Genomic DNA, 21,577 nt, shown 5'->3' with positions numbered 1-21,577 from the left:
CCCGCGGCAGGTTAAACCCGCGAGACACGCGAAGCGGCGTTTCCGCCCGGCGGCGGACGGCATTGGGCGGGTTGCGCATAGCCCGGAGCGTCAGCGCAACGCCGCGCGCAGGGCCGCTTCGGTCAGCCACAGAGATTCGGGCAGATTCTGCTCGTTCAGGTTCTGCCCCGCGCCGCCGCGATCGACCACCAGGAAATCGCTGACGTCCTCGAGCGCAATCAGCGGATGGTGCCAGACCCCCTTCGCATAGTTCACGCCCTGCCAGCCCCGCGTGACGAACGCGCGGATCGCCGCCGGGTCGAGCGCGCCGGCCGGCGCGACCACGACGAGATACGGGCGCGTGCCCAGCGGCACGAAGGCTTGACTGCCGAGCGGGTGGCGCTCGAGCATTTTCACCTCGAACGGCAGCGCGCGCGGCTGGCCGCGGAACACGTTGACGAGCGCGCGCCCGTCCTCGTCCGCGACGTCGATCCGCGCCAGATCGTGATAGCGGATCGTCGTGCCCTCGTTGATGGCCATGTGCGCCGCGCCGTCGAGTTCGATCACGTCGCCGAACGGCGCGAACGCGGCGCGGGTCAGCGGTTCGATCGCGAGTCTGTTCATGGTGCCCGTCGTCATCGGTCAGGCCGGCATGCCCCACAGACGGACGCGCGACACGCCCCCGTCCGGGAAGATGTTGAAGCGCACGTGCGTCACGGGCCCCAGCGCCGCCAGCTCGCGCTCGAAGTAGTGCTGACAGTTCATCTGCAGTTTCTGCTCGTCGAGCAGCGTCGGCCAGAACATCGCCTGCGTGACGATCGAGCTCTCGGTGCCGCCCGTCACGTGCGCGGCCTGGAACGAGCAGCGGTCCGGGTAGTTGCCCTTGAAATGCGCCGTGTCCACTTCGATCCGGCGAACGACGCCGGGACGGGCCAGCGCGATGATCGCCCAGTCGTTGCCCGGCTCGCGGCGGCGGCGCGTCTCCCAGCCGTCGCCCATGTTCACGCCGCGCCCGGGCGCGAGGAGCGCCGAAGCCTGGCCGAAATGCTGATTGTTCGCCGCGACGATCCAGGCGCCGTTCTCCATCGCCGCGAGATCGACCAGCACGTCGGGCCCGGCATCCTGCCAGTCGACGCGCGGCTGACCGTACACGCGCAGCCGCGCCACGCCGCCGTCCGGGTAGAGGTTCAGGCGCAGGTGCGTGAACGCGGCGTCGGCCGTCACCTCGACGTAGTGATGGCGGTTGCCCTGCAGGGTCGTGGACGGCACGATTTCGGTCCATTCCGTCGAAGCGCCGGGGGCCTCTCCGTCGGCGACCGAAGCTGCCTCGACGGACGCGGCCGGCGGAAAGTTGCCCGTGAAGTGGCTCGTGTCGATGTCGAGCCCCTTGACGACGCCGGCGCGTCCCAGCTTGACGATGCACCAGTCGTAGCCGGCCGTGCGCTTGCGGCGCGTTTCCCAGCCGTCCATCCACTTGCCGTGGTCGTCGTACTTGCCCGGGATGAACACGGCTGGCTCCGGGTTCAGCATCCGCTCGGCGGGCGCGAAGAACGCGTCGCTGGCCTCGAGCGCGCGCGCGCCGAGACGCGGGTCCGCGAGATTCGCGTAGCGGCGCGTGAATGCCGGCGCGTCGGGGTCGAGTGTCGGAAGTGCCATCGTGGTGTCCTTCGTATCGGTTTTTCCGGCAAGGCCGGTGGTCATGCGGGAAATGACGTGCCGCCGACTCCGGCGGCACGGTTCGTATCGGGTACCGGGCCGGCGAACAGGCCGCGCGGCCCGGCGGGGCGAAAATCGTGGGGCGCAAACCCTACCGCAAAAAGAACGAGCGCCCGGCGGGCGCCCGTCTCTCGTCCGGCCGCGCAACGGGTCCGGCCGGTCAGCTCAGATGCGGATAACCGCTGACCTGAAGCTCGAAGCCTTGCGGGTTGGCCTGAAGCTCGGCGTTGCCGCCGAACGGCAAGGTCACCAGTTCGGGAACATGGCCGAACGGCAGGCCCGTGATCACCGGAACGCCGACCACCGAGCGCACCTGCTCGATCATTTCCTGCAGCGTGTAGCCGTTATCGTAATCGAAAGATTTTCCGCCGGAAAAATCGCCGATCAGGAGCGCGCGCTGGCGGGCGATGATGCCCGACAGATGGAGTTGATAGATCATCCGCTCGATGCGGAACGGCTGCTCGTTGACGTCCTCGATGAAGAGAATGCCGTCGTTGATCCACGGCATGAACGGCGTGCCGACGAGCGACGCCAGGATCGAGAGGTTGCCGCCCCAGAGCACCCCGGACACGTTCGCGGACTGCACCTGCGGCGCGTCGACCTTGAGCGTGAAGGACGGCGACGTCAGCGCGTTCCAGAAGTGATTCACCGTGAACGCGTTCAGCGTTTCGGCGCCGAAGTCGCTCAGCAGCATCGGGCCGCCGAAGGTCGTGAGCCCGGCCTGGGAGTAAAGCGCGAGCTGGATCGCGGTGAAGTCGCTGTGACCGACGAACGCGATGGGCCGTCCGGCAAGGCGCCGCTGGAGCCCGGCGTAGTCGAGGCCGTGCAGGATCCGCACCGCGCCGTAGCCGCCGCGCACCGCGAGCGCGATGTCGGGCAGGCTGCGGGAGGGATCGGCGAAACGGTTCAGTTCGGCGGCGCGCTGGCTGTCCGTGCCGGCAAAACGCTGATAGCGCCGCTCGGTCGCCTCCAGTCCCACGACCTGATGGCCCTCCTCGCGCAGGCGGGCTATGCCGCGCTGGACCACGGCCGGGTCGGGCGGATAGCCGGAAGGGGCGATCAACTGGATGGTGCGATGTGCGCTCATGAAGTCCGGGAGTTCAGGAAGAAGAAATGTCGTGGATGATGGGCGATTTTATGGGCGCGTCATACCGCGTCCGCGTCGTCTTCCTGCGCCCCGGCGCGGGGCCCGGAAAGCGCCGCGGCGCGCGACGGCCGATTCGCCTGCCGCCGCTCGGCGAAGAACGCGCGGAGCGCCGCGCCGCATTCGGATTCGAGCACGCCGCCCATCACTTGCGTATGGTGATTGAGTCGGGCGTCCGAGAACGCGTCGACGACGCTGCCGCAGGCGCCGGTCTTGGGATCGTAGGCGCCGAACACGACCCGCGCGATGCGCGCGTGCATGATCGCGCCGGCGCACATGAGGCACGGCTCAAGCGTGACGTAGAGCTCGCAGCCAGGCAGCCGGTAGTTGCCGAGCGCTGCGGCGCCCGCGCGCAGCGCGGCCATTTCGGCATGGGCCGAAGGGTCGTGGGCGCCGATGGGATGATTGAAGCCGGTGGCGATCACCTCGTCGCCGCGCACGAGCACCGCGCCGACCGGCACCTCGCCGGCCGCGCGGGCCTGCCCGGCGGCGGCCTGCGCGAGCCGCATGAAATGGCGGTCGCGTTCGGCGAGCGGGACCGGTTCTCCGCCGGCTTGAACTGGGTCCAGGGGTGTTTTCGTTCCGTTTTCCCGGATCGCTACGGCATCGTTCATGCGCGCGCTCCGGTGGGTCGATCGTCTTGCGGGACGCCGGAAGGATCGGCGGCCAGCCGTTCCGCGAGGCGTTGCCGGTATTCGCGCGGCACCGCCGTGGGCGCGCCGCGTTGCGATTCGAGCGCCATGTCGAGCGCGAGCAGGCGGCCGCGCAGCCGGCGCTGCTCCGCTTCGTCCCGGGTCTCGGCCAGTTGCCGCAGCAGATCGCCGCGAGCGCGAAACTGCCCGACGGCGGGCGGGACGCATCCCGCGTTCTTCAGGACGCGATGGGCAATACGCACCTCTTCGGGCACGAGCGGATCGTCGTCGAGATCCTGCGGCGCGCCGGCGCCGGGCAAATCGTCGAATTCGCCGCGGGCGGTGGCGGCGGCAATCCGTTGTTCGACGAGCGCATCAAGCAAAGTCATCTGTCATCCACTGCGTTGCGGCTCAGGCATTCTATCAGGGTCATGGCTGCCCGATCAGGCCTGACAAGCCCCGGCGACGGTCGGCCAGCGCTCCCCGGCTTCCCCCGTCTCTCGCCGCGGCGCGCTTGCCCGGCTGGCCGATCGCATCTAAAATGAGCAGTTACTCATTTATTCACGCCTCCGTTCGTTCCCAATGGCCCGGCCGAAAAGCGAAGACAAACGCAGCGCGATCCTGACCGCCGCGGCCCACGTCGTGGCCGAACAGGGCGGCAGCGCGACGACGGCGCGTATCGCGCGGCAGGCGCGCGTCGCGGAAGGCACGCTGTTCACCTACTTCGAGAACAAGGACGACCTGCTGAACCAGCTTTATCTCGCGCTCAAAGACGAGTTGAGGGAAACGATGATGCAGGACTATCCGCAGACCGCCGACTTGCGGCACCGTGCGCAGCATGCGTGGCTGGCCTATGTCGGCTGGGGGTGCGCCCATCCGGAAAAACGCCGCGCGATAGCGCGGCTCGGCCTGTCCGAGCGCATCACCGAGGCCACGCGGACCACCGGCAACCAGGCCTTCGCCGAGATCAGCGCGACGATGCAGACGGCCGCGGCGCTGGGCCGCCTGCGCGACTGCCCGCCCGGATTCGTCGGCGCGATCATGAACTCGCTCGCAGACGCGACGATGGATTTCATCGTCCGCGATCCCGCCGGCGCCGAGCATTACCGCGCGGCCGGCTTCGACGCTTTCTGGAACGCGATCACCGGTTCGTGACCCACACTTTTTTACCCCCTCATTAATGAGCGATTACTTGCTCATTAATGAGATTTATCGACCTACCCAGCATGAAGGAGTAACCACGATGACATCCCAGGTCTGGTTGATCACCGGCAGCGCGCACGGCCTCGGGCGCGATATTGCCGAAGCCGTGCTCGCAGCCGGCGACCGGTTGATCGCGACGGCGCGCGACCCGCGCGGCCTCGAGGCGCTGTGCGCCCGATACGGCGACCGGGTTCGCGCGGTCCCGCTCGACGTCACCGATGCATCGGCCGCCCGCGCGGCGGTCCAGGCGGCCGTCGATGCGTTCGGACGGCTCGACGTCGTCGTCAACAACGCGGGCTACGGCCACGTGAGCGCGTTCGAACAGAGCACCGACGAAGCCTTCCGCGCGCAGATCGACACCAACTTCTACGGCGTCGTCAACGTGACGCGCGCCGCCCTGCCCGTCCTGCGCGCGCAGCGCTCGGGCCGCATCATCCAGATTTCGTCAGTGGGCGGCCGCATCGGCACGCCCGGGCTGGCGGCCTATCAGTCGGCGAAATGGGCCGTCGGCGGCTTCAGCGAAGTGCTGGCGCGCGAGGTGGCGTCGTTCGGCGTCAAGGTGAGCGTGCTCGAACCGGGCGGCATGCGCACCGACTGGGGCGTGCGGGCGACGCGCGACCTCACGAAACCCGATCCGGACTACGAACCGAGCGTCGGCGCCTTGCTCGACCTGTTCGCCGCCTATCTCGGCCACGAAACCAGCGACCCGGCCAGGGTCGCCCAGGTCGTGCTGCGGCTGGCTACGCATCCGAACCCGCCGCTTCATCTGCTGCTCGGCAGCGACGCGGTGCGTTATGCCGGCGAGAGCGACGCCGCCCGCGCGGCCGAAGGCGAACGCTGGCGCGCGGTGAGCGAGGCGGTGGACGTCGAAGCCACGCTGCCCCTGCCGCCGTTTCCGGCCTGAAGAAACGGCGCAACGGCGACGGCGGCAAGACACGACCCGCCGTCGTCCGTACCGCGTTCGCGAATCGGCTGCCCGCGATCGTTTATCTCCTACTTCGGTGGCGTTGCGCGTCGCCGAAGCGATCTTCCGGTTTGCTTATTGCCCGATTTCATGCCCATCGGCGCGAAGCCAGGATTAGCAATTCAGCAAAAGATATTTGTCAGCCTGCCATGCCGTTGACTAGCATCTGCGTTCGCCTGTTTTCACGCCGATCGGCACAAAGGAGTCAATTCGATGAACGCAAGAAAGAACCTGGGCACGGTGCTGGCCGCCCTCCTGCTGACCGTGGGCCTCAACGTCGCCCACGAGGCCCGGGCCGCCGACCAGGTCGTCCGGGTCGGCATCATGTCGGGGGAAGACGAGGACGTCTGGCGCGTCGTCGCGGCCAACGCCGCGAAGCACGGCCTTGCGGTCAAGATCACGACCTTCGAGGACTACACGCAGCCGAACGAGGCGCTGGCCGAGCACGATCTCGACGCCAACGCTTTCCAGCACAAGCCGTATCTCGACGCGCAGATCAAGGCGCGCGGCTATCAGATCGTGCAGGTGGGCTATACCTACGTTCAGCCGATCGGGCTCTATTCGCGCAAGTTCAAGTCGGTCGCGGCCCTGCCGCAAGGCGCGACGATCGGCGTGCCGAACGACCCGAGCAACGAAGGGCGCGCGCTGCTGCTGTTGCAGGCCCAGCATCTGATCACGCTGCGGCCGGGCGTCGGCCTGCTGCCGACCGCGGTCGACATCGCGCAGAACCCGAAGCAGATTCATATCAAGGAACTGGACGCGGGCATCGTCGGCCGCGCCATCGGCGATCTCGACGCTGCCGTCGTCAACACCGACTGGGCCGTGAAGGCCGGCATCAAGATTCCACAGGAGCGGATCGCGCAGGAAAGCGTGACGGGCAATCCCTATCGCAACTTCATCGCCGTGAACGCGAAGGATGCCCAGGCGCCGTGGGTACATACGCTCGTCGAGAGCTACCAGCAGCCCAACGTGGCGAGCGAGATTCTGAGCGTGTATCACGGCGCCACGCTGCCGGCCTGGAACGAGCCCGCACAGCACTAACCGGATACGCCAAAGCATTCGGGCACGGCTCGTTGGCCGTGCCCGTTTTCGTTTACGACTGCCGGAATACAGGACAGGAAAGCAAGACGCGACGGCGCGGCCTGCGCGTTTTCAGGCGGCCGGTGCGTCGGTCTTCTGTTGTTCCTCGACCGCGGCCGGTTCGCCCGACGGCGCATCCACCTGCTTTTCGGCCGCTGCTTCGGGCTGCGCCGAGGCCGGATTCTGCTGCGCCTGGGCAGGCTGCTCTGCGCGGGCCTGCGCCTTCGCCTGCTGACGTTCGAGCGCGGCCTTCGCGCGGCCGATGTGGGACGGCTCGATGCCGGGCCCCGTCGAAACGCTGCCGTCCAGCTCGTAACGCGAGCCGCCGGCGGCCACGTGCTCGTGGTAGCGCGGGTGATTGACGTGGCGCTTGAGCACGGCGACGATCAACGTGCGGTCGTAGTCCGGATGACGCTCGCGCAAATCATCGAGCACACCGATCTTCAACGGCAACCGCTCGCGAAACGCCGGATAGTGCTTCGCGAACAGATTCCAGACGGTATTCAACTGGCGATTGCGCTCGATGCGGGCCTTGTCGGCTTCGCTGAGATTCTCGGCCTGCGGCCGGTTGTTCGGCCGATGCCGGCGTGCGTTCGCGTCGGGCCGGCCACCCTGCGCGCCCGGCTGCGGGCGCGGTTGGGACGGCTGCTGCGGTTTCGCGCTCGGACGCTTCGCCTGCGGCTGCTGCGGCCGGCCGCGATTCGGCTTCGCGCCGCGCGGCGGCGGGTTGCCTCGAGCGGGCGGCCGCTTTTCGCCGGCGGTCCCGGAGGCCTGCCCGGACTGCGGCTCGGGGGACGCGCCGCCCATGCTCTTTTTGATTTCCAGCAGGCCTTCCTTGAAGCTCAGCGTACGACGCTGACGGGATGCAGCATTCACGTCCAACTCTCTTGCTTATGGGTTCCGGCGCTATGATACCTATTCTTTAAAGCTTTTTCCGGGCGGCAACGGGGCGTATCGGCGGATTTCGCCGCACCTTGTTCCCGTTGGCCCGAGCCGGACCGGCTGGCCGCAAGCGGCCAGCTTTCGCGAGATGCCCATCCGCAACCGGTTTTCAATCCGGATTCGCACCCGCCTCAACCGTCTGAATCGATCGAGATGACCCACTCTTCGTCCCGTCCCCGCGCGCTTCGCGCCATCGTCACCGGCCATACGAGAGGGCTCGGCGCGGCCCTCGCCGGACAACTGCTCGAACGCGACGCGATTGTGCTCGGCCTTTCACGCAAACGTCACGAGACGCTGGCCGCGCGTTTTGCGGAGCGTTTCAGCGAGGTCGAACTCGATCTCGCCGATCCGGCGCGCGTCGCCCAGTGGCTGGCCGGCGACACGCTGCGGCGCTTTGTCGACGGCGCCGATTGCGTGCTGCTGCTGAACAACGCGGGCACGGTCGATCCGATCGGTCCGCTGCCCGTCCAGGAGGCGGGCGCGATTGCCGGCGCCGTGGCGCTGAACGTGACGGCGCCGCTGATGCTGGCGAGTGCGCTGGTCACGGCGGCGGCCGGCGTGCCGGACCGACGGGTCGTGCACATTTCCAGCGGCGCCGCGCGCAACGCCTATGCGGGGTGGAGCGTCTATTGCGCCACCAAGGCCGCGCTCGATCATCACGCGCGCGCGGTGACGCTCGACGCCGGCCCCGCGTTGCGCATCTGCAGCCTCGCGCCCGGCGTCGTGGATACGGACATGCAGGCCACGATCCGTTCGACGGGAGCCGGGCGGTTTCCGCTGCGCGAGCGGTTCGAGCAGATGAAGACGGACGGCAAACTCACCTCGCCCGAGGCGGCGGCGAGGCAGGTGATCGATTACGCGTTGAGCGAGCGCTTCGGTTCGACGCCGACCGCAGACGTCCGGGAACTCGCGGCCGGTTGAACACGAAGGCGCCGGCCGGAGAAAAGACAGGGAAAAAGCCGGAGGAGAAACAGGCGGCTCAGGTCAGCGCGACCCGCAGCCGCGTCGTCTTCCAGCGCCGCGCGATGCTCGCGAGCGCCAGCAGAGCCCCGACGGCCAACGCGTCGCCGCCGATCCGCGCCGGCAGGAACGCGCTCGTATGCGTTGCGCGCAGCAGCGTATCGACGACGTTCGACACCACGGCTCCGCCGACGAAGCAGACGAGCCCCTGCTGCCCCGCGGTCACGATGCCGGGCAGGCGCTGCGCGATCCACGCGACCCAGCCCATCCGCACGGCCTGCGCCGCGAGCCAGGCGATGACGCCGAAGCTGACGATGCGCAGGCTCGCCAGATTCTGCTTCTCGTAACCCGGCGGCGGTTCCACTTCGACGTGCAGGCGAATGAACGCGAACGCGACGAACAGCACGAGCGCGACGACCGTGATCGCGCGGCCCATCGGCGAAACCTGGAACGCGGGCGAAACCGGATGCGCGCGGCAAAGCATGCCGAGCACGAACATGACCTGCCAGGCGAACGGATTGAACGGCCAGCCGTCCGGCGTCGCGTTCGGCAGCGCGAGCGCGAGCCAGCAGGCGCCGAGCCAGATGCCGAAGCTCGCGAGCAGCGCGAGATCGGGCGAGCGGCGCACGACCGGCATGACGACGGGCACGGCGAGAATCAGCAGCACGTACATCGGCAGCACGCCGGCCAGGTAGGGCTGGTCGCGGAACAATGCGACGTTGGCGAGCATCGGGAACGGATGCGCGAGGAAGCGCGCCCAGCCCGATTCGCCGACGAGCGGAGAATCGACGTGCAGCAGCACGGCCAGCGCGCCCGAGAGCAGCATCAGCGCGGCGGTGAACAGATAGGCGGCGTAGATCTCGCGCGAGCGGCGCCAGAAACGCCGGTTCGCGGCCTGCTCGCCGCGTCGCGCGGCGATCGCGAGATAGCTTGCGGCCGACACGTAGCCGCTTACGAACACGAACACCTCGGCCGAATCGCAGAACGCGAACGTATGCAGCATCGCGTGCGAGAGCACGCTCGACGGAATGTGATCGACTGCAATGGCGATCAGGGCAAGGCCCCGAAGAAAATCGATTTCGATCGATCGCTTGGGTATCTGTGTCATGAACGAACGTCCCTCGTACCTGTGTCACCTGACGTGACTTTAATGCGTGCAACGCTTCAACGGGGCGTTGGTAACCAGCAGTAAAAGTTTTTTTCCAATCGCTACGCATCCTGACAATCCGGCCATTTTCGCAAAGCCGATGCCCGCGTCGCGGACTACGTTTCGGGCCATGCCGCATGCATGTTTCGAGCATCGTCGATGCCGATTCGTCAGCCCGCCTCCCTTTGAAAATTGACGCCCGCTTTGCCGATCGGTTCAGATTTTTTCTGCTCGTTTTGTTTTCCGCTGCGCGGACGGTCCCGATGCGAGAAATCGCGAGCCGGTGGATAGGCCGCCCTGCCTGACGGATCGAAAGCCTGCGTCGGCGCCCCGCCATTTGCTTGACATTTAAAGTATCGGGAGATAAATTTCGCGCGCCTTTCACACGGAATACACAGAAAAGCGAGTATGCGCATCGTCTGCATCGGGGGCGGACCGGCCGGCCTCTACTTCAGTCTGCTCGTCAAGCGCCGGCATCCGGACTGGGACGTCGTCGTCGTCGAGCGCCATCGCGCGGACGACGCATCCGGCTGGGGCGTCGTGTTCTCCGACTCGACGCTGGAGCGCCTTCAGGCCGTCGACGCCGAAAGCGCCGCGCAGATCCGCGATGCGTTCAACCACTGGGACGACATCGAAATCCGTTTTCGCGGCAGGGTGATTCGTTCGTCCGGGCACGGCTTCTGCGGCATCGGCCGGCAGCGGCTGCTCAGCGTCCTGCAGGCGCGCTGCGCGGCGCTCGGCGTCACGCTGCGATTCGGCGCCGAAGCCCGCGACGACGACGTATGCGATGCCGACCTCGTCGTCGCGGGCGACGGCGCGAACAGCGCGATTCGCCGGCAATACGCCGGCACCTACGAGCCCGAAGTCGAGCAGCGCGACTGCCGCTTCGTCTGGCTCGGCACCACGCAGTCGTTCGACGCGTTCACGTTCGCCTTCGAGGAAACGCCGTGGGGCTGGTTTCAGGCGCATGCCTATCGCTTCGATGCGCAGACGTCGACCTTCATCGTCGAGACGCCCGAACGCGTCTGGCGCGCGGCCGGTCTCGACGCGATGAGCCGCGAGGACGGCATCGCATTTTGCGAGCGACTGTTCGCCCGACATCTGGGCGGCCATTCGCTGCAATCGGGCCTGACGCGGCGGCAGGCCCCGGATTTGTGGCAGCGTTTCGCGAACGTCGCCTGCCGGCAATGGGTTCACTGGAAGGCACGCGACGACGCGCCCGAGATGCCCGACGTGCCCGTCGTCCTGATGGGCGACGCGGCCCGCACCACGCATTTCTCGATCGGCTCGGGCACGCGGCTCGCGATGGAGGACGCCGTCGAACTCGCGGACAGTCTCGATGCGCATGCCGGCGATCTGCGCGCGGCGCTGGCCCGTTACACGACGCGGCGCCGCACCGACACGCAGCGCCTCCGGAACGCGGCGCGCAACTCGACGGAGTGGTTCGAGCACGTGGACCGCTACGCGTCGCTCGAGCCCGAGCAATTCGCCTACTCGCTGCTGACGCGCTCGCAGCGTCTCTCGCACGAAAACCTGCGCATGCGCGACGCGCGCTACGTGGCCGGGTTCGAGTCCTGGTTCGCCGACCGCGCAGGCGCGTTCTCCGGCCCCCGACCTGCGCCGCCGATGTTCACGCCGTTTTCGGTGCGCGGCCTCACGCTGAAGAATCGCGTGGTGGTGTCGCCGATGGCGCAGTATTCGGCGACCGACGGCATACCCGGCGACTATCACCTGATGCACCTCGGCGCCCGCGCGCTCGGCGGCGCGGCGCTCGTCATGACCGAGATGACCGCCGTATCGGCCGGGGCACGCATCACGCCGGGCTGCCCCGGCATGTATGCGCCCGGGCATCTCGACGCGTGGCGACGCATCGTCGAATTCGTGCACGCGCAGTCCGACGCGAAGATCGGCATCCAGCTCGGCCATGCCGGCGCCAAGGGCTCGACGCGCGTCGCCCGGGACGGCATCGACGCGCCGCTCGCCGACGGCAACTGGCCGCTCGTCGACGCCTCGCCGCGGCAGTATCTGCCCGGTATCGGCCAGTGGGCCCGCGAGGCGACGCATGACGAACTGGCCGCGATCAAGGCGCAATTCGCGCGGGCCGCGCGCATGGCCGCCGAAGCCGGCTTCGACTGGCTCGAACTGCATTGCGCGCACGGCTATCTGCTGTCGGGCTTCCTCTCGCCGCTCACGAACCGGCGCGCCGACGAGTACGGCGGCTCGCCGCAAAACCGTCTGCGTTATCCGCTCGACGTGTTCGCCGCGATTCGCGCAGTCTGGCCCGACGAGCGGCCGATTTCCGTGCGCATCTCGGCGCACGACTGGGTAGACGGCGGCACGACGCCCGACGACGCCGTGGCGATCGCGCGCGCGTTCAAGGCCGCGGGCGCCGACATGATCGACGTTTCGTCGGGCCAGGTCAGCAAGGACGAGCGCCCCGCCTACGGGCGTCTCTACCAGACGCCCTTTGCCGACCGCATCCGCAACGAGGCCGGCATCGCGACGATCGCCGTCGGCGCGATCGCCACGGCCGACCAGGCGAACGGCATCATCGCGGCCGGCCGCGCGGACCTCTGCGCGATCGGCCGGCCGCATCTGGCGAATCCCGCGTGGACGCTCGCCGAGGCAGCGAAGATCGGCTATTTCGACGTCGCGTGGCCGCCTCAATATCAGGCGGCCAAGGCGCAACTGGAGCGCGAGCAGGCGCGCGGAGGAAAAACCACATGAACGCGCATTCGAATGCGGCGGCGACCTCGACACCGGGGCTGCCGCTCGCGGACCGCCATGCGGTCGTGACGGGCGGCGCCGGCGGCATCGGCGCGGCGACGGCGGCCGCGCTGTTGCGCGCCGGCGCGCGCGTCACGCTGATGGGCCGCGATGCGGCCAGGCTCGAGGCCCGGCGCGCCGGACTCGGTCGCGACGACGCAGTGACGTGCGTGAGCGTCGACGTCGCCGACGAGGCGGCCGTCGAGGCCGCATTCGCCGAGGCCGCCGCGCGCCTCGGCCCGGTCGGCCTGCTCGTCAACAGCGCGGGCGCGGCACAGGCCGCGCCGTTCGCGAAGACCGATCTCGCGCTCTGGCGCCGGATGCTGGACGTCAACCTGACCGGCGCGTTCCTCTGCTCCCGCACCGTACTGCCCGACATGCTCGAACGCGGCGACGGCCGCATCGTCAACGTCGCGAGCACGGCCGGGCTGACGGGCTATGCCTACGTCGCCGCCTATTGCGCCGCCAAGCACGGCGTGATCGGCCTCACGCGCGCGCTCGCGCGCGAAGTCGCGACCCGGGGCGTGACCATCAACGCCGTCTGCCCCGGCTACACCGAGACCGAGCTGCTGCAGGCCTCGCTCGACCAGATCGTGAGCCAGACCGGGCGCAGCGAAGCCGAGGCCCGCGCGGCGCTGATGCGCGAGAATCCGCAGCAGCGTTTCGTCCGGCCCGAAGAAGTCGCCGACGCGGTACTCTGGCTCTGCGCGCCGGGGTCGGCCGCGATCACGGGGCAATCCGTTTCCGTTTCGGGCGGGGAAACAGTATGAACCCGTCCGTCTCCACGAAAAAGACGAAAGACGCGGCGAAAACTTCGCTCCGCGTCGGCGCGAAACCGGCGAAGCGGATGCCGGACATGGAGATGTGCACGGGCCCCGGCAGCCACACGGCATTGCGGCTCTGGCTGCGTCTTTTGACGACGACCCAGCTCGTGCAGACCGAATTGCGCAGACGGCTGCGCGCGGAGTTCGGCACGACGCTGCCGCGCTTCGACCTGATGGCCCAGCTCGCGCGTCACCCCGACGGACTGCGAATGACCGAGCTGTCGCGCCGGCTGATGGTGACGGGCGGCAACGTGACGGGCATCGCCGATCAGCTCGAAAAGGAGGGCCTCGTCGGCCGCGACGCCTCGCCCGACGACCGCCGCTCGATCACCGTGCGCCTGACGCCCGCGGGCCGCGCGCTGTTCGAGCGGATGGCGGCCGCACACGAGCGCTGGGTGGTCGAACTGCTCGGCGGCCTCGCGTCCGACGACAAGGCCCGCCTGCACGAGCCGCTCGGCCGGCTCAAGCAGCATCTGCACGAGCGGCTCGAGGACGAGTCGCACCGCCCGGCAGCCGACGCCCCTTCCATCCGCCAACGCCACACCGGAGAACGCCCTTGACGATACCCTCCTCCCCCGACGCGCTGTTCGCCGGCAACCGTCTCGAACTGGCCGGCTACGAGGCTCGCCACTTCGGCTGGTCGGTCGACTCGCGCGTCGCGACGATCACGCTCGCGCGGCCCGAACGCAAGAATCCGCTCACGTTCGAGTCGTATGCGGAGTTGCGCGATCTCTTCCGCCGGCTCGCCTACGCCACGGACGTGAAGGCCGTCGTGCTGCGAGGCGCGGGCGGCAACTTCTGTTCGGGCGGCGACGTGCACGAGATCATCGGGCCGCTCGTCGGCCTGCCGATGCCCGAGCTCCTGCTCTTCACGCGCATGACGGGCGATCTCGTGAAGGCGATCCGGCATTGCCCGCAGCCCGTGATCGCGGCGGTGGACGGCGTCTGCGCCGGCGCCGGAGCGATTCTCGCGATGGCCGCCGATCTGCGGTTCGCGACCGCGCGCAGCCGTCTCGCGTTCCTGTTCGCGCGCGTCGGCCTGGCCGGTTGCGACATGGGCGCCTGCGCGATCCTGCCTCGCATCGTCGGCCAGGGCCGCGCCGCCGAGCTGCTGTTGACGGGCCGTACCGCGAGCGGCGCGGAAGGCCATGCCTGGGGCTTCTACAATCGCCTCTGCGAACCGGACGCGCTCTTCGCCGAGGCCGCGCAACTGGCGGCCGAACTGGCGGCCGGGCCGACCTTCGCGCACGGCCTGACCAAGCGGATGCTGCATCAGGAATGGAACATGAGCCTCGACGAGGCCATCGAGGCCGAAGCGCAGGCCCAGGCGCTCTGCATGAGCACGCAGGACTTCGGGCGCGCCTACCGCGCGTTCGCCGCGAAGACGCGTCCGGCATTCGAAGGAGACTGACTTGAGCGCCGACCTCCGCCCCGACCCGCACGACATGCTGGCCTGGCCGTTTTTCGAAGACCGGCACCGGACACTCGCGGCCCGCATCGACGCCTGGGCGCGCACGCATCTCGCCGCGCCTGAGCACCCCACGCCCGCAAACGTCGATGCGCTCTGCCGGCAGCTCGCGCGGTCGCTCGGCGCGGCGGGCTGGCTGCGCCACGGCATCGGCGGCCGCGAATACGGCGGGCACGGTGAGACCATCGACACGCGGGCGGTCTGCCTGCTGCGCGAGACGCTCGCCCGCTACTCGGGCCTCGCCGATTTCGCGCTGGCGATGCAGGGCCTGGGCTCCGGCGCGATCACGCTCGCGGGAACGCCTGCGCAGAAGGCCCGGTATCTGCCGCACGTCGCGAACGGCACGGCCATCGCGGCCTTCGCGCTCTCGGAGCCGCAAGCGGGCTCGGACGTGGCCGCGCTGACGCTGGCGGCGCGGCAAGACGGCGACGGTTGGCGGCTCGACGGCGAGAAGACCTGGATCTCGAACGGCGGCATCGCCGACTTCTACGTCGTGTTCGCGCGGACGGGCGAAGCGCCGGGCGCGCGCGGCATCAGTGCGTTCGTCGTCGATGCCGGGACGGCAGGGCTCGAAGTCGCGGAGCGCATCGACGTGATCGCGCCGCATCCGCTCGCGCGCCTTCGCTTCGACGGCGTGCGCGTGTCGCGAGACAACCTGCTCGGCGCGCCGGGCGAAGGCTTCAAGCTGGCCATGCGCACGCTCGACATCTTCCGCACCTCGGTGGCCGCGGCGTCGCTCGGCTTCGCGCGGCGCGCCCTGGCCGAGGGACTCGAACGCGCCGTCTCGCGCCCGATGTTCGGCCAGACGCTCGGCGATTTTCAGTTAACCCAGGCAAAGCTCGCGCAGATGGCGTTGACGATCGACAGCAGCGCCCTGCTCGTCTATCGCGCGGCATGGCTGCGCGACCGGGGCGAGAGCGTCACGCGCGAAGCGGCCATGGCGAAATGGCAGGCGAGCGAAGGCGCGCAGCAGGTCATCGACGCGGCCGTGCAGCTCTGGGGCGGGCTCGGTGTGAAGAGCGGCACGACGGTCGAGACGCTGTATCGCGAGATCCGCGCGCTGCGCATTTACGAAGGCGCGACCGAGGTGCAGCAGTTGATCGTCGGGCGGGATCTGCTCAAGGCCCATGCCGCGAGCAAGGAGAAGACCCCATGAAAAAGGCGCTGCTTCCCGACGGCTGGACGCGGCCGCGCGGCTATGCGAACGGCGTGGCCGCCGCCGGCACGCAGGTGTTCATCGCCGGGCAAATCGGCTGGGACGAACACGGCCGCTTTCCGTGCCGCGATTTCGCGGGCCAGGCCGCGCAGGCGCTGCGCAACGTGCTCGCCGTGCTCGCCAGGGCGGGCGGGCGGCCCGAGCACCTCGTGCGCATGACCTGGTACGTGACCGACAAGCGCGAGTATCTGGCGGCGAGACAGGCGGTGGGCGCGGCGTTTCGCGAGCTGATCGGCGATTACGACATCGCGATGAGCGCGGTCCAGGTCGTCGCGCTGATCGAGGACGAGGCCCGCGTGGAAATCGAGGCGACGGCCGTGATTCCGGCCGAGGCCGGCTGAGGTCTGTCGATGAGCCTGCCGATGAACCCGAACGCCGTGCAGCCGTCCGCTCACCTCGACACGTTCGCGCGCGATCGCCTGCCGCCGCGCGATCAATGGCCGGTCCTGCTGCCGGCGCCGGCGCCGCTCGATACGCAGGCGCGGCTCAATTGCGCGGCGGAACTGCTCGATCGGGCCATCGAGAACGGCCACGGCGCGCGCCCGGCCATCTGGTCCGAGGTCGACGGACAACCGCGCGCGACGACCTACGACGCGCTTCACACGCTCGTGAACCGCTGCGCCCACGTCCTCGTCGACGAGATGGGGCTCGTGCCCGGCAATCGTCTGCTGCTGCGCGGGCCCAATACGCTGGAGATGGCCGTCGCGCTGCTTGCCGCGCTGAAGGCCGGTCTCGTGGTCGTGCCGACCATGCCGCTCTTGCGCGCGAAGGAGCTCGGCCAGATCGTCGCCAAGGCCCGCATCGGTGCGGCGCTTTGCGATGCGGCCTACTTCGGCGAGCTCGCCCGCTGCCTCGATCCCGGCGACGCATGCTTCCGCCCGGAACTCGGCACCGTGATGCGCTTTCGCGGCGCCGGGCCCGACACGCTCGAAGCCGTGTCGGCCGCGAAACCCGCCGATTTTCCCGCCTGCGATACGGCGAGCGACGACGTCTGCCTGATCGCGTTCACGAGCGGCACGACGGGCGCGCCGAAGGGCTGCATGCAGGTCCACCGCGACGTGCTCGCGATGTGCGATCTCTTTTCGGCGCACGTGCTCCGGCCCGACGCGCACGACGTGTTTTGCGGCACGCCGCCGCTCGCGTTCACGTTCGGACTCGGCGGCCTGCTCTGTTTTCCGCTGCGCGTCGGCGCGTCGGCCGTGCTGATCGAGCGCCTCGCGCCGGCACGGCTGCTGCAGACGATCGAGCGCTTTCGCGCGACGATCGTGTTCACCGCGCCGACGTTCTACCGGCAGATGGCGCCGCTCGCGCGCGACTTCGACCTTGCCAGCCTCGCGAAAAGCGTTTCGGCCGGCGAGGCGCTGCCGGCGGCGACGCGCGACCTGTGGCGCGCGGCGACCGGCATCGAGATGATCGACGGGCTCGGCGGCACGGAGATGATCCACGTCTTCGCTTCGTCGGCGCCCGGCGAGACGCGGGCCGGCGCGATCGGACGCGCGGTGCCGGGCTACGTCGTGGCGGCGTTCGACGACGCGCTGCGGCCCGTGCCGCCGGGCGCGATCGGCCGGCTCGCGGTGCGCGGCCCGACCGGCTGCCGCTACCTCGACGACGAGCGGCAGACGCAGTTCGTGCGCGCGGGCTGGAACCTGACCGGCGACGCGGTATCGATCGACGGCGACGGCTACGTGTTCTATCACGGCCGCGTCGACGACATGATCGTCTCGTCGGGCTACAACATCGCGGGGCCGGAGATCGAGGATGCGCTGATGCAGCATCCGGCCGTCGCCGAATGCGGCGTCGCCGGCGTGCCCGACGCGTTGCGCGGACAGATCGTCAAGGCCTGGGTCGTGCTCAATCCCGGCCATGCCGGCGACGACGCGCTCGCCGCCGCCTTGCAGGACTTCGTCAAACAGGCGGTCGCGGCCTACAAGTATCCGCGCGAAATCGCGTTCGTCGACGCCCTGCCGCGCACGGAAACCGGCAAGCTCAGGCGGGCCCTGCTGCGCGAAATCCCGGTCGCATAGCGCCGGCGTTCACCGGATCGGCCGCCGCGTCAGCTCGTCGAGCAGCGCGCCGTAGGTGGACACGACCCCGGCATTGCCGGGCAGATAGCGGTCGATCGCCTCGCGCTGGCGGCGGCGATAACGGTCGCAGGCTTCGGCGTCGCCCGCCTGCGTGTCGATGGCCTCGACGACGCGCCGCGCGCCCGCGTGCGCGTCGTTCGCCTCGTAGTAATAGCCGAGGTCCGGGCACAGCGACGCGTTGTGAACGAGCGGATAGCCCTGCCAGCAGGCCTCGAGGTAGAAGTAGTTGAGCGGGTTCTCCATCTGGTGCGAAACGACCACGTCGGTGCGCTCCGAGAGAAAGGCCGGCGTCTCGTAGCGCCCGAGAAACACGGCCTTGTGAGCCCGCACGATGTCGAGCTGATTCATCAGCGCGATGAAGTCGGCGTTGCGCTGCGCAATCTGCAGCGCGTTCGTCACCTGCAGCAGGGCGATGTCGTCGGGCCGTTCGCGGTAAGCCAGCTCGGCGATCAGCGCCGGGTACAGGCAGCACTTCACGATGTCGATGTTGGGTTCCATCACTGTCAGCCGGTACGGCCCCTCGTGCGGCCGGTAGACGCCTTCGGCCGGCAGCGCGCGGCTGCGTTCCTCGACGAACACGGGGCTCCAGACGAACGGCACCACGCGGCCCGGAATGCGGCGCAGCACTTCGAAGAACGACCGGCTGTTGCCCGCGACCTGCGGAATGATCCAGATGTCGTCGTAGCGCGGATTGACGAACAGGTGCTCGCCCCACATGGGCTTGTCGAACAGCACGGCCTCGGCGGCGTGGATATATTCGAAGCCGCAGCAGTACGAGACGAGACGCCCGCCCCGCCGCTTCAGATCGTCGGTACGCGCCGCGTCGAGCTGGCCGCCCAATTCGATCACCACGTCGAGTTGCTCCCGGACGTCGTCGTAGGCGACGGTCGGCCAGCGCGAGCGGTCCCACGGCAGCGCGGCCGAGACGGGGACCGCCGTCGTGTTGACGAGCACCGCGCTCGCCACCTGCGGACAATGGCGCAGCGCCTCGGCGAGAAACACGGCGTTCTGCTTGATGCCGTTGTTCCAGAGCGTCTCGTGCTCGTGCTGCAGGCCGATGGTGATGCCGATTCTCAATCCACTCATTGCGTTTCCTTACGGCCCCCGGCTCATGCCGCGACGGCCCGGCTGAACAGGGCCCCGATGGCCTCGCCGTACGCCTCGACGTTGGGCGCATGCTCCGGGTGCAGCGTTTCCAGGAACGCGCGGGCATCGCGCCGGTAGGCATCGAGATTGAAGTCGTGCTGGGCGTAGGCGTGCAGCAGCATGCCGCCGCCCTCCTCGCAGTCGAAGTCGCGATAACGGTAGCCGCAACCGCCGATCCGATCCGAGTTGTGCACGAGCGGATAACCGCCGTGCAGCGCCTCGTAGTAGAGGTAGTTCTGCGCGTTTTCCCATTGATGGGCGACCACCACGTCGACGTGCCGGGCCATCACCTGATAGAACGGGAACCGCCCCTCGAAGGTGGCGAGCCCGTGGCGCACGATGTCGAGGCTCGTCGCGAAGCTCTGGAAGCCGCCGTGCTCCTTGAGCGCGAGCGCGTTGTAGACCCAGACGTGTTCGAGCAGGTCGGGGTTCTCCCGATGCGCGGCTTCGCAGCAGAGCATTGGCAGCGGGCTCGTCTTGACCATGCAGAGATTGGGCTCGAAGATGCCCGCGCGCCAGCGGCGGCGTCCCGGCCGATAACCGAACGACGCCTCCGCAGGCAGTTGCGCCGCGGCGCGCTCGAGCACGAGCGGGCTCCAGAGATGGGGCAGCACGCGCACCGGCGCCCGCAGGGCGCTGCGGTAATACGGCACGCCGGTGTTCTCGTACTGCGGCAGCGTCCAGATTTCGTCGTAGGGCGCGCCCGTGACGAGCAGCGCGGGCGGCCGGTCGAAGATCATGCGCTCGATGTCGATGACGTAGTCGTTGCCCACGCGCATGGAGACGACCCGTCCGCCGCGCTGGCGGAAACGGACCATCCATTCGCGATCGAGCTGGGCGCTCATCTCGATCATGAGGTCGAGCCGCGAGGCGGCCTCGTTCATGTCGATGAGCGGCGCGGGCGCATCGTCGCCGAGAAAGCGGCGGGCGTCCTCGATGCCGCCGTCGCCGCCGCCGATCACGAGATGAACTTCGCCGACCGACGGCACGCGCCGCAGCAGCATGACGAGAAACAGGCAGTTCTGGAAGATGCCGTTCTCCCAGAGCGATTGTTCGCCCTTGCGCACGAACAGCGAGACGCCGACTTTCAGCGAGCGGGGCGAGATGATTTCCAGCGGTTCACGGGTCATGTCTTACTCCACCCCGGAATGGCCGGCGTGCCGCGCAAGCGCGTTCAGGCGCCCGGCATAGGCTCGCAGATTCGCGTCGTCGAACGGATTCACCGCGTCGAACACGACGCGCGAGCGGGCCCGGTAATCGTCGAGCCGCGCGTCGTGGCCGCGCCAGGCATCCAGCAGCCGCGCGGCGCCCGCCGCCGCGTCGAATCCCGGGTAGTAGTAACCGGCGCCGGCGAGCCACGGCGAATTGTGGATCAGCGGATAGTCGCCGTAGAGCGCGTCGAGGTAGGCGTAGTTCTGGTCGTTGCCCCACTGATGCGAGACGACCGCGTCGGCGTGCTGCCCCATGAAGCCCACGACGTCGTGCCGCCCGTGAAAGGTCGCGCGATGCTCGCGCACGAGATCGAGCGAGTTGGCGAGATGCAGCATGCCCGGGTGATCCTTCATGTGCAGCGTGTTGAGCACGTGCATCGCGGCCACGCTGCCGGGCGCGGCGCGCCAGGCCTCGTCGCAGACGAGCATCGGAATGCTCGAGGTCTTCACGACCGAGATGTTCGGCTCGAAGATCGCCACGCGCAGCCCCTGTCCCGCCTGCGCGCCGCCGGCCGCGCGATTCGCTTCGTAGCCGTAGCGCACGCCGTGCGAGGCCACTTCGGCGATACGGGCCTCGAGAAACATCGGGTGCCAGACGAACGGCACGACGTGCACGGGACACCGGTGCAGCGTGCGCATGAGCGGCGCGAGCAGCCGGTCCTTGGGCAGCAGCCAGATTTCGTCGTAGCGCCCGGGACGCGCCGCGTGAGCCGGCCGCTCGAACACGGCCGGCTCGACGAGCCCCACGTACGGCTGCCCGCAGCAGTGATAGACGACCTTGCGGCCGCGCGCGCGCATGAGGTCGAGCCAGCGCACGTCGAGCGCGCCGGCCATTTCGACGATCACGTCGACTTCGTCGGTGGCTTCCTGCTGCGTGAGGACACGCAGCCCCGGCGCCAGGGCCTCCGCTTCGCGCGGCAGATGACGTTCGCTGCCGACGTCGATGAGCACGACCTGCCGCACGAACGGCAGGCGCGCGAACGCCAGCGCGAGAAAGACGACGTTCTGGCCGAGGCCGTTTTGCCAGATGCTCTGGCCGGCATGGCTGAGAACGGAGATTCCGATACGCATGGATCCTGTTTCCTTGAATGCCGG

Annotated in this window: 21 protein-coding genes; 11 read left to right on the top strand and 10 right to left on the bottom strand. The window is 68.8% G+C overall.

From position 1 onward, the window contains the following. Nucleotides 1–90 precede the first annotated feature (90 nt). The 5 genes from CY652_RS02990 to CY652_RS02970 all read right to left on the bottom strand — a co-directional run bounded on the left by CY652_RS02990 (nucleotide 91) and on the right by CY652_RS02970 (nucleotide 3,860). Nucleotides 91–603: an ureidoglycolate lyase gene (locus CY652_RS02990; RefSeq protein WP_102129345.1), complete on the bottom strand. Its 513-nt coding sequence runs from the start codon at nucleotides 601–603 to the stop codon at nucleotides 91–93. Between the two features lie 18 nt (nucleotides 604–621). Continuing rightward, nucleotides 622–1,635 (bottom strand): allantoicase, encoded by a 1,014-nt coding sequence (gene alc, locus CY652_RS02985; RefSeq protein ID WP_102129344.1) that lies wholly within the window; start codon nucleotides 1,633–1,635, stop codon nucleotides 622–624. Between the two features lie 220 nt (nucleotides 1,636–1,855). Beyond that, nucleotides 1,856–2,782 carry a muramoyltetrapeptide carboxypeptidase gene (gene ldcA / locus CY652_RS02980; protein ID WP_102129200.1) on the bottom strand — a complete coding sequence of 309 codons (927 nt, stop codon included), beginning with the start codon at nucleotides 2,780–2,782 and terminating at the stop codon, nucleotides 1,856–1,858. A 59-nt stretch (nucleotides 2,783–2,841) separates the two neighbouring features. Continuing rightward, nucleotides 2,842–3,453 (bottom strand): tRNA adenosine(34) deaminase TadA, encoded by a 612-nt coding sequence (gene tadA, locus CY652_RS02975; protein ID WP_102129199.1) that lies wholly within the window; start codon nucleotides 3,451–3,453, stop codon nucleotides 2,842–2,844. Beyond that, entirely contained in the window at nucleotides 3,450–3,860 is a 411-nt protein-coding gene (locus CY652_RS02970; RefSeq protein WP_102129198.1) for a DnaJ family domain-containing protein, read from the bottom strand. Before CY652_RS02970 ends, tadA begins: the two co-directional genes overlap by 4 nt. Before the next feature lie 193 nt (nucleotides 3,861–4,053). Between CY652_RS02970 and CY652_RS02965 the strand changes: the two genes are divergently transcribed. The 3 genes from CY652_RS02965 (at nucleotide 4,054) to CY652_RS02955 (ending at nucleotide 6,679) form a co-directional block, all read left to right on the top strand. Then, nucleotides 4,054–4,626 carry a TetR/AcrR family transcriptional regulator gene (locus CY652_RS02965; RefSeq protein ID WP_102129197.1) on the top strand — a complete coding sequence of 191 codons (573 nt, stop codon included), beginning with the start codon at nucleotides 4,054–4,056 and terminating at the stop codon, nucleotides 4,624–4,626. 88 nt (nucleotides 4,627–4,714) lie between these two features. Beyond that, the gene (locus CY652_RS02960) at nucleotides 4,715–5,578 is read left to right on the top strand and encodes an SDR family NAD(P)-dependent oxidoreductase (protein WP_102129196.1); all 864 of its coding nucleotides are present in this window, start codon (nucleotides 4,715–4,717) and stop codon (nucleotides 5,576–5,578) included. Between the two features lie 273 nt (nucleotides 5,579–5,851). Beyond that, nucleotides 5,852–6,679, top strand: a complete 828-nt coding sequence (locus CY652_RS02955; protein WP_102129195.1) for a MetQ/NlpA family lipoprotein — start codon at nucleotides 5,852–5,854, stop codon at nucleotides 6,677–6,679. A gap of 111 nt (nucleotides 6,680–6,790) precedes the next feature. Here CY652_RS02955 and CY652_RS02950 read toward each other — a convergent pair whose 3' ends face one another. Then, nucleotides 6,791–7,594: a ProQ/FINO family protein gene (locus CY652_RS02950; RefSeq protein ID WP_146010012.1), complete on the bottom strand. Its 804-nt coding sequence runs from the start codon at nucleotides 7,592–7,594 to the stop codon at nucleotides 6,791–6,793. Between the two features lie 219 nt (nucleotides 7,595–7,813). Between CY652_RS02950 and CY652_RS02945 the strand changes: the two genes are divergently transcribed. Next, nucleotides 7,814–8,581 carry an SDR family oxidoreductase gene (locus CY652_RS02945; protein WP_102129193.1) on the top strand — a complete coding sequence of 256 codons (768 nt, stop codon included), beginning with the start codon at nucleotides 7,814–7,816 and terminating at the stop codon, nucleotides 8,579–8,581. Nucleotides 8,582–8,639: 58 nt separating this feature from the next. On the opposite strand, the gene CY652_RS02940 is transcribed toward CY652_RS02945, so the two are convergent. Beyond that, nucleotides 8,640–9,728, bottom strand: a complete 1,089-nt coding sequence (locus tag CY652_RS02940; RefSeq protein ID WP_102129192.1) for an OpgC domain-containing protein — start codon at nucleotides 9,726–9,728, stop codon at nucleotides 8,640–8,642. Between the two features lie 447 nt (nucleotides 9,729–10,175). Here CY652_RS02940 and CY652_RS02935 point away from each other — a divergent pair, with 447 nt between their 5' ends. The 7 genes from CY652_RS02935 to CY652_RS02905 are packed head-to-tail and all read left to right on the top strand — an operon-like array spanning nucleotide 10,176 to nucleotide 18,065. After that, complete coding sequence (locus CY652_RS02935; protein WP_102129191.1) at nucleotides 10,176–12,494, top strand: bifunctional salicylyl-CoA 5-hydroxylase/oxidoreductase; 2,319 nt, start codon at nucleotides 10,176–10,178, stop codon at nucleotides 12,492–12,494. After that, entirely contained in the window at nucleotides 12,491–13,303 is an 813-nt protein-coding gene (locus tag CY652_RS02930; RefSeq protein WP_102129190.1) for an SDR family NAD(P)-dependent oxidoreductase, read from the top strand. Before CY652_RS02935 ends, CY652_RS02930 begins: the two co-directional genes overlap by 4 nt. Continuing rightward, a complete protein-coding gene (locus tag CY652_RS02925) occupies nucleotides 13,300–13,917 on the top strand; it encodes a MarR family winged helix-turn-helix transcriptional regulator (RefSeq protein ID WP_102129189.1) in 618 nt (205 codons plus the stop codon). Before CY652_RS02930 ends, CY652_RS02925 begins: the two co-directional genes overlap by 4 nt. After that, nucleotides 13,914–14,768 (top strand): enoyl-CoA hydratase family protein, encoded by an 855-nt coding sequence (locus CY652_RS02920; protein ID WP_374703622.1) that lies wholly within the window; start codon nucleotides 13,914–13,916, stop codon nucleotides 14,766–14,768. Before CY652_RS02925 ends, CY652_RS02920 begins: the two co-directional genes overlap by 4 nt. Nucleotides 14,769–14,802: 34 nt before the next feature. Next, nucleotides 14,803–15,981, top strand: a complete 1,179-nt coding sequence (locus CY652_RS02915; RefSeq protein ID WP_102129342.1) for an acyl-CoA dehydrogenase family protein — start codon at nucleotides 14,803–14,805, stop codon at nucleotides 15,979–15,981. Beyond that, complete coding sequence (locus CY652_RS02910) at nucleotides 15,978–16,382, top strand: RidA family protein (RefSeq protein WP_102129188.1); 405 nt, start codon at nucleotides 15,978–15,980, stop codon at nucleotides 16,380–16,382. Before CY652_RS02915 ends, CY652_RS02910 begins: the two co-directional genes overlap by 4 nt. A gap of 36 nt (nucleotides 16,383–16,418) precedes the next feature. Further along, a complete protein-coding gene (locus tag CY652_RS02905) occupies nucleotides 16,419–18,065 on the top strand; it encodes an AMP-binding protein (RefSeq protein ID WP_102129341.1) in 1,647 nt (548 codons plus the stop codon). A 9-nt stretch (nucleotides 18,066–18,074) separates the two neighbouring features. Here CY652_RS02905 and CY652_RS02900 read toward each other — a convergent pair whose 3' ends face one another. From CY652_RS02900 to CY652_RS02890, 3 genes are read right to left on the bottom strand one after another with little or no spacing between them, the layout of a single operon-like run. Further along, on the bottom strand, nucleotides 18,075–19,211 hold the full coding sequence (locus CY652_RS02900; RefSeq protein ID WP_102129187.1) for a DUF2827 domain-containing protein: 1,137 nt from the start codon (nucleotides 19,209–19,211) through the stop codon (nucleotides 18,075–18,077). A 23-nt stretch (nucleotides 19,212–19,234) separates the two neighbouring features. After that, entirely contained in the window at nucleotides 19,235–20,401 is a 1,167-nt protein-coding gene (locus CY652_RS02895) for a DUF2827 domain-containing protein (protein WP_102129186.1), read from the bottom strand. Between the two features lie 3 nt (nucleotides 20,402–20,404). Further along, on the bottom strand, nucleotides 20,405–21,553 hold the full coding sequence (locus tag CY652_RS02890) for a DUF2827 domain-containing protein (protein WP_102129185.1): 1,149 nt from the start codon (nucleotides 21,551–21,553) through the stop codon (nucleotides 20,405–20,407). Nucleotides 21,554–21,577: the final 24 nt, after the last annotated feature.

This window comes from Burkholderia sp. WAC0059 (assembly GCF_002870125.1).
Taxonomy (GTDB): Bacteria; Pseudomonadota; Gammaproteobacteria; order Burkholderiales; family Burkholderiaceae; genus Paraburkholderia.
The sequence above is the reverse complement of the archived record's forward strand: the minus strand, read 5'-3'. Positions and strand labels throughout refer to the sequence as shown.

Excerpts from the sequence above, each read along its gene's own strand:
- CY652_RS02990 (WP_102129345.1), bottom strand. The coding sequence starts at position 603 with ATGAACAGACTCGCGATCGAACCGCTGACCCGCGCCGCGTTCGCGCCG.
- alc (WP_102129344.1), bottom strand. The coding sequence starts at position 1,635 with ATGGCACTTCCGACACTCGACCCCGACGCGCCGGCATTCACGCGCCGC.
- ldcA (WP_102129200.1), bottom strand. The coding sequence starts at position 2,782 with ATGAGCGCACATCGCACCATCCAGTTGATCGCCCCTTCCGGCTATCCG.
- tadA (WP_102129199.1), bottom strand. The coding sequence starts at position 3,453 with ATGAACGATGCCGTAGCGATCCGGGAAAACGGAACGAAAACACCCCTG.
- CY652_RS02970 (WP_102129198.1), bottom strand. The coding sequence starts at position 3,860 with ATGACTTTGCTTGATGCGCTCGTCGAACAACGGATTGCCGCCGCCACC.
- CY652_RS02965 (WP_102129197.1), top strand. The coding sequence starts at position 4,054 with ATGGCCCGGCCGAAAAGCGAAGACAAACGCAGCGCGATCCTGACCGCC.
- CY652_RS02960 (WP_102129196.1), top strand. The coding sequence starts at position 4,715 with ATGACATCCCAGGTCTGGTTGATCACCGGCAGCGCGCACGGCCTCGGG.
- CY652_RS02955 (WP_102129195.1), top strand. The coding sequence starts at position 5,852 with ATGAACGCAAGAAAGAACCTGGGCACGGTGCTGGCCGCCCTCCTGCTG.
- CY652_RS02945 (WP_102129193.1), top strand. The coding sequence starts at position 7,814 with ATGACCCACTCTTCGTCCCGTCCCCGCGCGCTTCGCGCCATCGTCACC.
- CY652_RS02940 (WP_102129192.1), bottom strand. The coding sequence starts at position 9,728 with ATGACACAGATACCCAAGCGATCGATCGAAATCGATTTTCTTCGGGGC.
- CY652_RS02935 (WP_102129191.1), top strand. The coding sequence starts at position 10,176 with ATGCGCATCGTCTGCATCGGGGGCGGACCGGCCGGCCTCTACTTCAGT.
- CY652_RS02930 (WP_102129190.1), top strand. The coding sequence starts at position 12,491 with ATGAACGCGCATTCGAATGCGGCGGCGACCTCGACACCGGGGCTGCCG.
- CY652_RS02925 (WP_102129189.1), top strand. The coding sequence starts at position 13,300 with ATGAACCCGTCCGTCTCCACGAAAAAGACGAAAGACGCGGCGAAAACT.
- CY652_RS02915 (WP_102129342.1), top strand. The coding sequence starts at position 14,803 with ATGCTGGCCTGGCCGTTTTTCGAAGACCGGCACCGGACACTCGCGGCC.
- CY652_RS02910 (WP_102129188.1), top strand. The coding sequence starts at position 15,978 with ATGAAAAAGGCGCTGCTTCCCGACGGCTGGACGCGGCCGCGCGGCTAT.
- CY652_RS02900 (WP_102129187.1), bottom strand. The coding sequence starts at position 19,211 with ATGAGTGGATTGAGAATCGGCATCACCATCGGCCTGCAGCACGAGCAC.
- CY652_RS02895 (WP_102129186.1), bottom strand. The coding sequence starts at position 20,401 with ATGACCCGTGAACCGCTGGAAATCATCTCGCCCCGCTCGCTGAAAGTC.
- CY652_RS02890 (WP_102129185.1), bottom strand. The coding sequence starts at position 21,553 with ATGCGTATCGGAATCTCCGTTCTCAGCCATGCCGGCCAGAGCATCTGG.